16 protein-coding genes are annotated in these 13,201 nt (G+C 37.9%); 15 read left to right on the forward strand and 1 reads right to left on the reverse strand.

Annotated elements, in window-relative coordinates; all coding sequences use genetic code 11:
- Positions 1-277: 277 nt before the first annotated feature.
- Entirely contained in the window at positions 278-1,945 is a 1,668-nt protein-coding gene (locus CVS92_RS01635) for an anaerobic C4-dicarboxylate transporter (protein ID WP_107788292.1), read from the forward strand.
- A gap of 51 nt (positions 1,946-1,996) precedes the next feature.
- On the opposite strand, the gene flhB is transcribed toward CVS92_RS01635, so the two are convergent.
- Positions 1,997-3,070, reverse strand: coding sequence for a flagellar biosynthesis protein FlhB (gene flhB / locus CVS92_RS01640; protein WP_107788328.1), 1,074 nt, complete (start codon positions 3,068-3,070; stop codon positions 1,997-1,999).
- A 132-nt stretch (positions 3,071-3,202) separates the two neighbouring features.
- On the opposite strand from flhB, the gene CVS92_RS01645 reads away from it, so the two are divergent.
- The 14 genes from CVS92_RS01645 (at position 3,203) to atpA (ending at position 13,201) form a co-directional block, all read left to right on the forward strand.
- Positions 3,203-3,715 (forward strand): hypothetical protein, encoded by a 513-nt coding sequence (locus CVS92_RS01645; RefSeq protein ID WP_107788293.1) that lies wholly within the window; start codon positions 3,203-3,205, stop codon positions 3,713-3,715.
- Positions 3,716-3,823: 108 nt separating this feature from the next.
- Entirely contained in the window at positions 3,824-4,138 is a 315-nt protein-coding gene (gene rplU, locus CVS92_RS01650; RefSeq protein WP_021090648.1) for a 50S ribosomal protein L21, read from the forward strand.
- Positions 4,139-4,149: 11 nt separating this feature from the next.
- Entirely contained in the window at positions 4,150-4,407 is a 258-nt protein-coding gene (gene rpmA / locus CVS92_RS01655) for a 50S ribosomal protein L27 (protein WP_002942569.1), read from the forward strand.
- A 224-nt stretch (positions 4,408-4,631) separates the two neighbouring features.
- A complete protein-coding gene (obgE, locus tag CVS92_RS01660) occupies positions 4,632-5,690 on the forward strand; it encodes a GTPase ObgE (RefSeq protein WP_107788294.1) in 1,059 nt (352 codons plus the stop codon).
- 46 nt (positions 5,691-5,736) lie between these two features.
- On the forward strand, positions 5,737-6,072 hold the full coding sequence (locus CVS92_RS01665; RefSeq protein ID WP_107788295.1) for a GDP-mannose dehydrogenase: 336 nt from the start codon (positions 5,737-5,739) through the stop codon (positions 6,070-6,072).
- A gap of 16 nt (positions 6,073-6,088) precedes the next feature.
- Positions 6,089-6,994 (forward strand): methionyl-tRNA formyltransferase, encoded by a 906-nt coding sequence (gene fmt / locus CVS92_RS01670; protein WP_107788296.1) that lies wholly within the window; start codon positions 6,089-6,091, stop codon positions 6,992-6,994.
- A gap of 24 nt (positions 6,995-7,018) precedes the next feature.
- On the forward strand, positions 7,019-7,807 hold the full coding sequence (gene thiD / locus CVS92_RS01675) for a bifunctional hydroxymethylpyrimidine kinase/phosphomethylpyrimidine kinase (RefSeq protein ID WP_107788297.1): 789 nt from the start codon (positions 7,019-7,021) through the stop codon (positions 7,805-7,807).
- Position 7,808: 1 nt separating this feature from the next.
- A complete protein-coding gene (locus tag CVS92_RS01680; protein WP_107788298.1) occupies positions 7,809-8,444 on the forward strand; it encodes a biotin--[acetyl-CoA-carboxylase] ligase in 636 nt (211 codons plus the stop codon).
- Positions 8,441-9,223, forward strand: coding sequence for a ParA family protein (locus CVS92_RS01685; protein ID WP_021090449.1), 783 nt, complete (start codon positions 8,441-8,443; stop codon positions 9,221-9,223). The genes CVS92_RS01680 and CVS92_RS01685 overlap by 4 nt, the downstream gene beginning before the upstream one ends.
- A 15-nt stretch (positions 9,224-9,238) precedes the next feature.
- Positions 9,239-10,099 (forward strand): ParB/RepB/Spo0J family partition protein, encoded by an 861-nt coding sequence (locus CVS92_RS01690; protein ID WP_103592959.1) that lies wholly within the window; start codon positions 9,239-9,241, stop codon positions 10,097-10,099.
- 95 nt (positions 10,100-10,194) lie between these two features.
- Positions 10,195-10,617: a FoF1 ATP synthase subunit B' gene (locus CVS92_RS01695; protein WP_107788299.1), complete on the forward strand. Its 423-nt coding sequence runs from the start codon at positions 10,195-10,197 to the stop codon at positions 10,615-10,617.
- A 9-nt stretch (positions 10,618-10,626) separates the two neighbouring features.
- Positions 10,627-11,139 (forward strand): F0F1 ATP synthase subunit B, encoded by a 513-nt coding sequence (locus CVS92_RS01700; RefSeq protein WP_107788300.1) that lies wholly within the window; start codon positions 10,627-10,629, stop codon positions 11,137-11,139.
- Positions 11,139-11,669 (forward strand): F0F1 ATP synthase subunit delta, encoded by a 531-nt coding sequence (locus tag CVS92_RS01705; protein ID WP_107788301.1) that lies wholly within the window; start codon positions 11,139-11,141, stop codon positions 11,667-11,669. The genes CVS92_RS01700 and CVS92_RS01705 overlap by 1 nt, the downstream gene beginning before the upstream one ends.
- Before the next feature lie 14 nt (positions 11,670-11,683).
- Positions 11,684-13,201 (forward strand): F0F1 ATP synthase subunit alpha, encoded by a 1,518-nt coding sequence (gene atpA, locus CVS92_RS01710; RefSeq protein ID WP_009294343.1) that lies wholly within the window; start codon positions 11,684-11,686, stop codon positions 13,199-13,201.

Here is a 13,201-nt window from a genome sequence, read left to right on the forward strand (position 1 = left end):
CTATTTTTCTAGGTTATTTATAAAATTTAAATAAATTTTTATTATTAATAAATTTAAAATATAACAATGCTATTTTCATTTTATATATTCTAAGACAAATAAAATCTTCAAGATCAAATAAAAAATTTGTAAGAGATAATCTTATAAAAATTTATTCTAAATAAGCTTTTTTAATCAAAACATTATGTTTATATCAAGTTGTCCTTAAAATATAAGTTTAATCTAAATTCATAAGAGATATAATCTTGATTAAATTTATATTAACTTAGGAGGTTTCATGGATTTTCTCATGAATTTAAGTGAAGGCATGCAGTTTGCTATTCAGCTTCTCATCGTCCTTATCTGTTTGTTCTACGGAGCTAAAAAAGGCGGTATCGCGCTTGGTATGCTAGGTGGTATCGGTCTTATAGTTCTTGTTTTTGGATTTAACATCGAGCCTGGTAAGCCAGCAATTGATGTTATGCTAACTATCCTTGCTGTCGTTGTGGCAAGTGCTACGCTTCAAGCTAGTGGTGGTCTTGATGTTATGCTTCAAATAGCAGAAACCATACTTAGAAAAAATCCAAAATATGTAAGTATCTTGGCTCCTTTTGTAACATGTACACTTACTATTTTATGCGGTACTGGACACGTTGTTTATACCGTGCTTCCTATTGTTTATGATATTGCTATCAAAAATGGTATCCGCCCAGAGCGACCAATGGCAGCAAGCTCAATAGCTTCACAAATGGGCATCATAGCTAGCCCAGTTTCAGTTGCTGTTGTAACTCTTACAAGCTTTCTTATTAATGCTAAAACTCACTTAGCTGGCTTTGATGGATATTTAGATCTTTTAAAGATTACGATTCCATCAACATTTTGCGGTGTTTTGGCGGTAGGAATTTTTAGCTGGTTTAGAGGCAAAGATCTTGATAAAGACGAAGTATTTCAAGCAAAGCTTCAAGATCCTGAGTTTAAAAAATATGTTTATGGCGATAGTGCGACACTTTTAGGCAAAAAGCTTCCTGGCTATCAATGGGCTGCGATGTGGATATTTTTAGGCTCTATCCTTGTAGTTGCACTTCTTGGATATTTTAAAGATCTTCGCCCAAGCTGGACTACTTACAAAGATGCAACAATCGTTCAAGTAATAGCCAACCTCCCAACTGAGCAAAAAGTTTTAAAAACCTTAAAAATAAAAGACGCTAGTATCCAAACAGAGGCGGCTGAGTTAAAAGTAGCAAACGATAAGCTAAATGCCAATCAAAAAGCCCAATCAGTTAAAATCATCGGCAAAGATGCAAATCAAACTCTTACTCGCACAGCTGATGGCGCAGTAACATACATAAATGAAAAAGGTGCAAAAGAAGAATTTCAAGGTGCTTACATCAATATAAGCAACAAACAAGCATCTTCAAAGAGCCTAAGTATGGTTCATGTTATCCAAATTTTCATGCTTTTAACTGGTGCTATCATCTTAATCTTTACACCAACAGATGCTAGCAAGATCGGTAAAAACGAGATATTTAGATCAGGCATGATCGCTCTTGTTGCAGTATTTGGTATCTCTTGGATGGCTGAGACTATGTTTGCAGTGCATACTCCGATGATGAAAGAGGCGTTAGGAAGTATCGTAAAAGAGCACCCTTGGACTTATGCGGTTATGCTTTTGATTATCTCAAAATTTGTAAATTCTCAAGCTGCGGCCTTGGTTGCTTTTGTGCCATTAGCATTAAATATCGATGTTAATCCTGCTATCATTCTAGCTTTTGCGCCAGCTTGCTACGGATACTACATCCTACCAACATATCCAAGCGACCTTGCAGCTATTCAGTTTGATAGAAGCGGTACGACACATATTGGTAAATTTGTTATCAATCACAGCTTTATCATTCCGGGTCTTATTGGTGTTATATCCTCTTGTATATTTGGCTATATTTTTGCAACTGCTTTTGGATATCTATAGTAGATAAATTCTCTTGCTGCTAGTAATTTCTAGTGGCAAGAGTAGAATTTATCAAAGCTTATCTTTAAATTTTTGTTTATTGCTCATATAAACGAAGCTTAGCACTTCGGCTACGGCCCTAAAAAGATGTGCTGGTATCGTATCATCGACTTCACAAATTTTATAAAGCTCTCTTGCGAGTGGTGGATTTTCATAAATTTGCACACCATTTTCAACGGCTATTTTTTTGATTTGCAGTGCTAAAAAATCAACACCTTTTGCAAGTATTATCGGCGCTTCGTCACGACTTTTATCATATCTTATCGCTACGGCGTAGTGAGTAGGGTTTGTGATGACTACGTCAGCTTGTGGGATATTTTGCATCATTCTACGCTTGGCTGCACGCATTTGTGCTTGACGAATTCTGCCCTTCACTTGCGGATCTCCTTCCATTTGCTTATACTCATCTTTTATCTCTTGCTTGCTCATACGAAGGTCTTTAAAGTATTGAAAACGTACGATGAGAAGGTCGATAAGGCCGATCACAAAAAGTATAAAAAGCATGACACTAACAAGAATGATGAGCTTTTCTTTTAGCCAAGTAAGCTGATCAAACATAGAAAAAAAGAGCGTGTGCGGCAGCTCCTTTATAAACTGCAAGAAAAAATAAAATCCAACACCAAAGACGATGCTAACTTTTAGCACGATCTTAATGCTATCTATCACTTTTTTCATCGAGAATAAATTTTTTAGCCCTTTTAGCGGGTTTATCTTGCCAAAATTTGGCATTATAGGCTTTGTGGTAAAGATAAATCCAAACTGCATTACATTTGCGATGACACCAGCGATCGCCACACAGATACAAACCGGAAGTATCATAAGAAGCGACCTTGCAAAGGTATTTACGACGATCATTTTTACAGTTGGCAAGGTAAGTGGCTGACCGATAAATTTTGAGTAATAGATATAAAGTGAGATGATCTGTTCTTTCATAAAATTTAGCATTGCAAGTAATACGCCAATAGCGATGACAAGGGTCACGAACCCAGCCAGGTCCTGACTTTTGGGAACGTTGCCGTCTTTTTTGGCATCTTCTATCTTTTTGGGGGTCGCTTCTTCGGTTTTTTCCTGATCTTCGCCTGCCATCTTTATCCTAAGCTTGCTTAAATTTGGGGCGATTATAGCCAAAATGCGGTTAAACTATCCGCTAAAGCCACTTTTTGCACGTGGAAAATTAGGTGTTTTTGGCTAAAATTAGCAAAAATAAGGAAACACAAAATGTCATTTTTAGAAGGCTTGCCTAATATTTTCAAAACCAAAAAACTACCAAAAAGCGATGAAGAGCTACTTTTAGACGAGTATGCAAGCATTTACGACCAAATAAAAGAGAAAAATTTAAACGAATACGACTTTTTATGTGAGCTCATACGATTACTCTCTTTTTCAAGAGCTAGATGCTACGACATTTACCTTGAAAAGTGCCTAGCTGAGGGTGACGCCGAGGGGCTAAATGATCTCATTTTTCAATACGCTAAGCTAAATTTACTCCCAGGCTGCAGCGGTGGATACGATCAGTGCGAGAGGCTCTTTCAAAATGAAATTCCCAAGCCAAAACTTTATTTTACTTTTCCGCCTGAGCTTGAACTGATAAATGTGATCTTAAGTGCGCCAGTAGCTAAAACTCTGATATATCAGCCATATTTGCCAAATGACAAAACATTTTTTCTGGATCACGATGCGATGATTAAAAATTTAGCCGACGAGATCATAAAATCAGGGGCATTAAAGTAGAATTTATAAACTTTTGGCTAACATTCACACCTTACAACCAATAAAGCTCCATAAATCTTTATGCAAAAAAGTGCTTTTTGGTCTTACCAAATTTTAGAAAGGTAGAGTATGTCAAAATACGCTATATTTAAGCATGGCGGCAAGCAATATCGTGTTAGCGAGGGTGAGTACCTTAAGCTAGATCACTTTAGTGCTGAAGCTAAATCAACCGTTGAGATTACAGAAGTTTTAGCTGTAAATGACGGCGAAGTAAAGGTAGGTGCGCCATTTGTTAAGGGTGCAAAAGTTGTTCTTGAGGTCGTTAATGAAGGCAAAGACAAAAAAGTAGTTATCTACAAAAAACGCAGACGTAAAGACTCAAAACTAAAACGCGGCTTTAGAAGACAATTTACACGTGTAAAAGTCGTAAGTATCGCAGCTTAAGGAGATAAGATATGGCACACAAAAAAGGTCAGGGTTCAACCCAAAATAACCGTGATAGTATCGGACGCCGATTAGGTGTTAAGAAATTTGGTGGTGAGTTCGTTCGTGCTGGAAATATAATCATCCGCCAAAGAGGAACAGCAACTCACGCTGGAAATAACGTAGGTCTTGGCAAAGACCACACAATTTTTGCATTAGTCGACGGCTTTGTAAAATTTGAAAGACTCGATAAAAACAGAAAAAAAGTATCTGTTTATCCAGCTGCATAATACCAGGGGCAATCGCCCCTTTCTTTCTTAAAATTATTCAAAAATCAAAATTTTTATTTAGTGTTTAGAATTTTTCAAATAGCTGTTTGAGAGAAATTTTAAATCAATCACAACTCTATATTTCGAGCTTCATGGTGTTTATATTTGCTTTATTTTAATCAAGATATCACGATTTAATTTCAGTAAAGTTGGATATAATCCAAATAAAAAATTTAAGGTAAAAAATGTTTATAGATAGTGCAAGATTGACTCTAAGTTCGGGGCATGGTGGAGCCGGAGCTGTAAGTTTTCGCCGTGAAAAACACGTCATTTTAGGTGGTCCTGATGGCGGAGATGGCGGAGATGGCGGAGATGTTTATTTTGTTTGTGACAACAATACCCATACTTTAGCAAATTATAAGGGTAAAAGAGCCATGAAGGCTGGCAATGGTGAAGCTGGCATGGGCAAGCGAATGACTGGCAAAAAGGGCGAAAATTTAGAACTCATAGTCCCTCCTGGCACAGCTGTTTATGACGCACAGACAAATGAACTACTCTGTGATATAGTTAGCGAGGGCCAAAAGACGCTATTTTTAAAGGGCGGTAAAGGCGGACTCGGAAATTTTCACTTTAAAAGCTCTATTAATCAAGCTCCAGAATACGCACAAAAAGGCATGCCTGAAGAGAGTATTGAAGTAAGGCTCGAGTTAAAGCTCATTGCTGATGTTGGTTTGGTGGGCTTTCCAAATGTTGGTAAATCAACGCTTATTTCAACAGTATCAAATGCCAAACCTCAGATCGCAAACTACGAATTTACCACGCTCACGCCAAAGCTCGGTCTCGTGGAGGTTGACGAATACAGCGGCTTTGTCATGGCCGATATCCCGGGCATCATCGAGGGCGCAAGCGAAGGGCGCGGGCTTGGCGTGCAGTTTCTAAAGCATATCGAGCGAAATAAAATTTTGCTTTTCATGATAGATAGTGCGAATTATAGAAGCATGAGCGAGCAGTTTAGTGTGCTAAAAGAGGAGGTTGCTAAATTTTCAAGTGTGCTTGCCAGCAGGGACTATGCTATCGCTATCACTAGAGTCGATGCGGCGGAAAATTTAGATGAAAATATAAAAGAATTTATGAAATTTTTAAAGCTAAAACCAGAGCAAAACGGTAAATTTATCTACAAACAAGATTTACTCAGCTTTGATCATTCAAAACCATATTTCATTTTGCCGATCTCATCAGCGACAAACGAAAACATTGACGAGCTTAAATTCGCACTTCTTGAGCTACTTAAAAATGAGCTTTGAGTTGCGACTTTTTAGCGCTTTGAACATAGAAATTTAAGAACACAAAATGAAGAAAATTTTTTGCATTATGCTATTTTGTCTTGGTGCATATAGCTGTGATCCAGCGGATCCGGCGTATATGTTTTTGGATTACAATGACATAGATCGTGACGGCATGCTAAATTTAGATGAGTGGACGTCCTGCAAAGTGCCATCAGCGCTAAAAATAGCGCCAGATCTATGCACCAGTGAGGAATTTAAAAGGCTGGATCTTGATCGTAGTGGCAAAGTTAGCATTAATGAGCTAGGAAGTTTGATATTTCAAAAGATTGACTGGCGTGAAGATCCATGCGCCTCTTGGCTGACTGGCAGTAAAAACGTAGATCAAAATAAAAGTCGTTGAAATTTAAAGGAAAGTGATGAATGTAGTTTTTATGGGGACGCCTGATTATGCCGTTAGGATACTTAGGCACCTAAAAGAGGCTGGTTTTAATATAAAAGCGGTCTTTACCCAGCCTGATAAGCCAGTTGGTAGAAAGCAAATTTTAACTCCAAGCGAGGTAAAAATTTACGCGCAAAATGAGCTAGCTGGAGTGCCAGTCCTTACTCCAAATACACTAAAAGATGAGGCGGTTATTGCCGAGCTAAAGGCATTTGAACCTAAATTTATCGTAGTGGCAGCTTATGGTAAAATTTTGCCTGGGAGCGTGCTTGAGGTGGCAACTTGTATAAATTTACACGCCTCGATCTTGCCAAAATATAGAGGTGCTAGCCCTATACAAAGCGCGATCCTAGCAGGCGAGAAGCAAACTGGCGTCACAGCTATGCTAATGGACGCTGGCCTTGACACTGGCGATATGCTAGACTTCATATACACTCCTTGCGAGAGTAAGATGTCAAGCGAGCTTTTTGGCGAGCTTGGCGAGCTTGGCGGCGAGCTAATCGTAAAAGTGCTTAAAAATTTTGAAAATTTAAAGCCACAAAAGCAAGACGACGCGCAGGCCTCGCACTGCAAAAAGATAAGCAAGAGTGATGGACTTTTTAGCTTTGATGAAGAAGCAGAACAAATTTATAATAAATTTCGTGCGCTCACACCTTGGCCAGGGATTTATCTGGCAAGCGGGCTAAAAATTTTATCGCTTGAGCTAAGCGAAAAAAGTGGCAAAAGTGGAGAAATTTTAAGCGTAGAAAAAGATCACGTTGTGGTTGCTTGCAAGGGTGGAGCGGTCAAAATTTACGAGCTTCAAGAGCCAAGCAAAAAGCCAACAAACGCAAAAGCATATATAAATGGTAAGCGTCTTAGTGTTGGCGACAAGATAGAGTAATAATCAAATTTAATAGGAGAAAATATGAAAAATGCGCTAAGTATAGCAGGGGTTGATCCAAGCGGCGGAGCTGGAGTTTTAGCTGATATAAAGGTCTTTGTAGCACACGGCGTATATGCGATGGGAGCGATCACAGCGGTCACTGCTCAAAACACAAAGGGCATCTTTGGCATGCAGTTAGTCGAGCCAAAGCTCATCGAGGATCAGATCAAAGCGATATTTGATGATATAAGAGTTGATGTGATAAAAATAGGCGTTGTCCCAAGCGTTGAGATCATCAAAAGTGTCGCAAAAACGCTAAGAGAGATCAAAAATTTACCGCCAGTTGTGCTTGACCCTGTTATGAGCTGTAAAAATGGCGACATCTGGCTAGAGGGTGCTGCAAAAGACGCGATCGTGGAGGAGCTTTTCCCGCTTGCAAGCGTGATCACGCCAAATATCTTTGAAGCGCGCGAAATTTTAAAGCGTGAGCTAAAAGGCGAGAGCGAGCTTAAAGAGGCTTGCAAGGAGCTTTTGAAATTTGGCACAAAAAGCGTTTATCTAAAGTGTGGCGAGATAGAAGGCAAGTCGCTTGATATATTTTATGATGGCAAGGAATATGAAATTTTTAGTGATGAGCGCATAAAAACGACTGCTACTCACGGCTCAGGCTGCTCGCTATCAAGCGCGATCGCTTCAAATTTAGCAAATGGACATAGTCTAAAAGAAAGCGTGAAAAACGCGCATGATTATATCTTTAACGCTATCAAAAACGCGGTCATCATCGGCGGCGGACAAAATCCGGTAAATCACTTTTATAAATTTAAGGTGTGATTTGAAAGTAGAGTTTTTTCAAAGTCTACCCTCGACACAGGAATTTTTGATAGAAGCCCTAAAAAACGACGAGATAAAAGCTCCGTATATGGTAGTGGCGTATAATCAAACCAAAGGCATCGGCAGCCGCGGCAACAGCTGGGAGGGACTTGGCGGAAATTTATTTATGTCATTTTGCATAAGCGAAGATGAGCTGCCAAGCGATATACCTCCGCCCTCGATCTCGATATATTTTTCTATGCTGATGCGTGAAGTCTTGAGCGAGCTTGGCTCAAAGTGTTGGCTAAAATGGCCAAATGACTTTTACATAGATGAGTACAAAATAGGCGGCACTTTGACAAATAAAGTGGATGAAATTTACATCTGTGGCATGGGGATAAATTTAACGAGTGCGCCTGAAAATGCGGGCATTTTAGATATCAAAACTAGTGTAGATGAGCTAGTTTGGGGCTTTGTTAGCATGCTTGATAAAAAGATTTTATGGAAGCCAATTTTTAGCAAATTTAGGATAGACTTTTGCAAGTCAAAAGGTTTTATTACGCATATTGCAAATAGAGCTGTTTCGCTTCAGGATGCTGAAATTTGCGATGATGGAGCGATCTTACTAAATGGGGAAAAGGTATATTCTTTAAGATGAGCGAGATAATAACAATAGCTAATCAAAAAGGCGGCGTTGGCAAGACCACAACAGCCGTAAATTTAGCCGCATCACTGGCGGTTGCTGAGAAAAAAGTATTATTGATAGACATCGATCCACAAGCAAACGCGACAACTGGACTTGGCTTTAGTAGAAGTGACTATGAGTTTAACATCTATCACGTCTTAACAGATAGAAAAAAGCTCTCGCAAATCGTATTAAAAACTGAGATTCCAACACTTTTTTTAGCTCCATCAAATATTGGGCTTGTCGGTATTGAACAAGAATTTAACGATCAAAATAAGGACTATAAACTAATCCTTAAAAATAAAATTTCAGAAGTTGTAAACGATTATGATTTTATCATCATCGATAGTCCTCCAGCACTTGGAAGCATTACGATAAATGCTCTTAGTGCAAGCGATAGTGTGATCATCCCTATCCAGTGTGAATTTTACGCACTTGAAGGCTTGGCTCAAATTTTAAATACGGTTAAGATTATTAAGAAGACAATAAATCCAAAGCTAAATATAAAAGGCTTTTTACCGACCATGTTTAGTTCGCAAAATAATCTCTCAAAAGAGACAATTGCAAATTTAAAGCAGCATTTTGAAAATAAGCTCTTTAAGAGTAAGGACAGCAAAGAGGAATTTGTGGTCGTTCCAAGAAATGTGAAACTTGCTGAAAGCCCAAGTTTTGGCAAGCCAGTGATACTTTATGATATAAAATCACCAGGCTCGATCGCGTATCAAAATTTGGCATATTGTATTTTAAACTAAAAATTAAGGAAAAAAATGGCTAAAAAAGGTGGATTAGGGCGAGGACTTAGCGCGATACTTGAAGATGTAGAGCAAGCCTACAGTAAAGAGATTGCAAATTTAAATGACTCTGAGATAGTCGAAGAGATAAATATAGATGAAATTTTACCAAACCCATACCAGCCAAGAACGCATTTTGACGAAGAAGCTTTAAAAGAGCTAAGTGCCAGCATCAAAAGGCACGGACTGATCCAGCCAATAATCGTCATCAAAAAAGATGATGGTTATATGCTAATAGCCGGTGAGCGCAGGTACCGCGCCACAAAGATGCTCGGAGCAAGCAAGATAAAGGCGATCATCGCTGATATCAAGTCTCAAAATTTAAGAGAGCTTGCGCTTATCGAAAATATTCAGCGTGAAAATTTAAATCCAATCGAACTTGCAAAGTCGTATAAAGAGCTCATAAATGAGTATAAGATCACACAAGACGGCTTGGCAAATATCATTCATAAAAGTAGAACACAAATAACAAATACGATGAGGCTTTTGCTTCTTAGTGACTACACGCAAAAACTTTTACAAGAAGACAAGCTCACACAAGGCCATGCTAAAGTTATAGTTGGGCTTAGCGCCGAAGAAGAAAAGATGGTTGTTGATACGATCATCGGTCAAAAGTTAAGCGTTAGAGACACAGAAATTTTAGTAAAAAAGATAAAAAATAAGGAAGAGATAAAAGACAAAAAGCCAAAAATTTCTGAGGAAATGAGTAAAAAACTATCAAATTTACAAGAAATTTTTAAAAATTTAAAGATAAAAGCAAAAGTAAAATCTAGCAATCTAGTTTTAGAATTTAATAATATTTCACAGGTGGAAGAATTTATTGCTAGGCTAAAATAGAATTACAAATTTATTTTTATTTTTAGTAATTTATTGTAAAATCAGACTTTAATTTGAATATTAAATAAAACTTAATGATAAAATAAGGAGAGTGGATGTTAGAAATAGATGTGCCATTGATGCTTTTAACGGCTATTGTTTTCTTGGTATTGATCGCTATTTTGAATTCCTTGCTGTATAAGCCAATGCTCAAATTTATAGATGACAGAAATACCTCTATAAAAAATGATGAAGAGAGTACTAGTAAAAATGCAAGTGATCTAAGTGTTCATGAAAAAGAGATTGAAGAGATTATATTAAACGCAAGGACTGAGGCCAATAAAATAAGGCAAGAAGCCTTAAATTTGGCAAAAGAAGAGTCTTTAAAAGAAGTAAATGCTGTAAAAACTAGTTTAGAGGCTGATTACAATGAATTTTTAAATGCTCTAAGCTCTCAAAAAGATAACCTAAAGGCAGATCTATCAGCTAAACTACCTGAACTTAGAGCGGCTTTAAATGCCAAGCTCTCTAAAATTTAAAGGAATTTTATGAAGATAAAAATTTTATTTTTTCTAGCACTTCCATTTCTAGCTTATGCTAGTGGGCATGGTGGAACAAATTACGATATAGTAGAGAGAACGCTAAACTTCTTACTTTTCTTTGCTATTTTGGTATATTTTGCAGCTAAGCCACTAAAAGCTCTTTATCAAAGCAGAATTGACAGGATCGCAAGTAAGCTTGAAAGTATTCAAGAAAAGCTACGCGATTCTAAAGCCAAAAAAGATGATGCTCTAAAACGTGTTGAGGAAGCTAAACAAAATGCAAATTCCTTAATCGAAACTGCAAAAAAAGAGGCTTTAAATTTAGCTGCTAAGGTTAAAAGTGATGCTCAAAATGATATAGCAAATCTTCAAAAGAGCTACAAAGAGCAAAAAGAATTTGAAGAGCGTAAGATGACAAAAAGCGTTGTAAATGAAATTTTGAGTGACATTTTCTCAAGCGATAGCCTAAAAGTCGATCAAAAAGAGCTTGTAAATATCATACTTAAAAAGGTTAGCTAATGAATGAAGTAGTAGCTAAAAAATACGTAAAAGCGATCTTAAGCGACGTAAAATCCAATGAACTTAATGCATTTGTTGAAAATTTATCAGAGCTAGCTGCTGCTTTTGCTAGCGATAAATTTAAAAGCATTATAAGTTTGCCTACTTTAAAGGTTTCACAAAAGGTTGAATTTGTACTATCTTTGGTTAAAAATCAAGATGTCAAATTTGCAAATTTTATTAAGCTTCTTGGCGCAAATAAAAGACTGGAGCTTATCCCAGTGATCTTAAACGAGATGAAGATAGAGCAATCTTTGCTTGAAAATACATATCGCGGCGAAGTTGTTGGAAATTTTGATCTAAGCGCTGAGCAGCTGAAAGCTTTGGAAGAGAATTTCTCTAAGAAATTTGACTCTAAGATCAAGCTTAATGGCTCAAAGAGCGAATACAACGGTGTAAAAGTTGAGTTAGATGATTTAGGTGTCGAGGTAAATTTCTCTATCGACAGACTAAAAAGTCAAATGAGTGAATATATATTAAAAGCAATTTAAAAAGGAGTGAAAGCGTGAGTGCAAAAATTAAAGCTGACGAAATTAGCACGATAATCAAAGAGCGTATTGAAAATTTTGATTTAAGTGTTGATGTAGAAGAGACCGGTAAAGTCATCTCAGTCGCTGATGGCGTTGCTAACGTTTATGGTTTGAAAAACGTTATGGCCGGCGAGATGGTTGAATTTGAAAGCGGCGAAAAAGGTATGGCTCTTAACCTTGAAGAGAGTAGTGTTGGTATAGTTATCCTTGGAAAAACTAGCGGTATCACAGAAGGAAGCTCTGTAAAAAGACTAAAAAAACTTCTACGTGTGCCAGTTGGCGACGCATTGATCGGCCGTGTTGTAAATTCGCTCGGTGAGCCAATCGACGCAAAAGGTCCAATCGAAGCTACTGAATCTCGCTTCGTCGAAGAAAAAGCAAAAGGTATCATGGCAAGAAAAAGCGTTCATGAGCCACTTCAAACGGGTATTAAAGCGATCGATGCACTTGTGCCAATCGGTAGAGGACAAAGAGAACTAATCATCGGCGACCGCCAAACTGGAAAAACAACAGTTGCTATCGATACTATCATCAACCAAAAGGGTCAAGATGTTATTTGTATCTATGTAGCTATCGGTCAAAAACAATCAACCGTTGCTCAAGTCGTTAAAAAACTTGAAGAGTACGGCGCTATGGACTATACGATAGTTGTAAATGCTGGCGCTAGTGATGCAGCTGCTCTTCAATACCTTGCTCCTTATGCTGGTGTAACAATGGGTGAATATTTTAGAGATAACTCTCGCCACGCATTAATCATCTATGATGACTTGTCAAAACATGCGGTTGCTTACCGCGAGATGTCTTTGATCTTAAGAAGACCACCAGGCCGTGAAGCTTACCCAGGCGACGTTTTCTATCTTCACTCAAGACTTCTAGAAAGAGCAAGTAAGCTAAATGACGCACTAGGTGCTGGATCTTTAACGGCTCTGCCTATTATCGAGACTCAAGCGGGTGACGTTTCAGCTTATATTCCAACAAACGTTATTTCTATTACAGATGGTCAAATTTTCCTTGAGAGTGATCTATTTAACTCAGGTATCCGCCCAGCGATCAACGTTGGTCTTTCTGTTTCTCGTGTTGGTGGTGCAGCTCAGATCAAAGCTATCAAACAAGTTTCTGGCACACTAAGACTAGACCTTGCTCAGTACCGCGAACTACAAGCGTTTGCTCAATTTGCAAGCGACCTTGATGAGAGCTCCAGAAAACAACTAGAGCGTGGTCAGAAGATGGTTGAAGTACTAAAACAACCTCCATATTCTCCGCTTCCAGTTGAGAATCAAGTAGTTATCATATTTGCTGGTGCTAAGGGATATTTAGATGACGTTGCAACTGCAAATGTAACAAAATTTGAAGCTGAGCTATATCCATATATAGAGGCAAAATACCCTGAAATTTTTGAACAGATCAGAACTAAAAAAGTTCTTGATAAAGAAGTAGAAGAAATTTTACATAAAGCGTTGAAAGATTTTAAAGCGACTTTTGCCGCTAACTAG

Source organism: Campylobacter concisus, from assembly GCF_003048555.1.
In the GTDB taxonomy this organism is placed as follows: Bacteria; Campylobacterota; Campylobacteria; order Campylobacterales; family Campylobacteraceae; genus Campylobacter_A; species Campylobacter_A concisus_AO.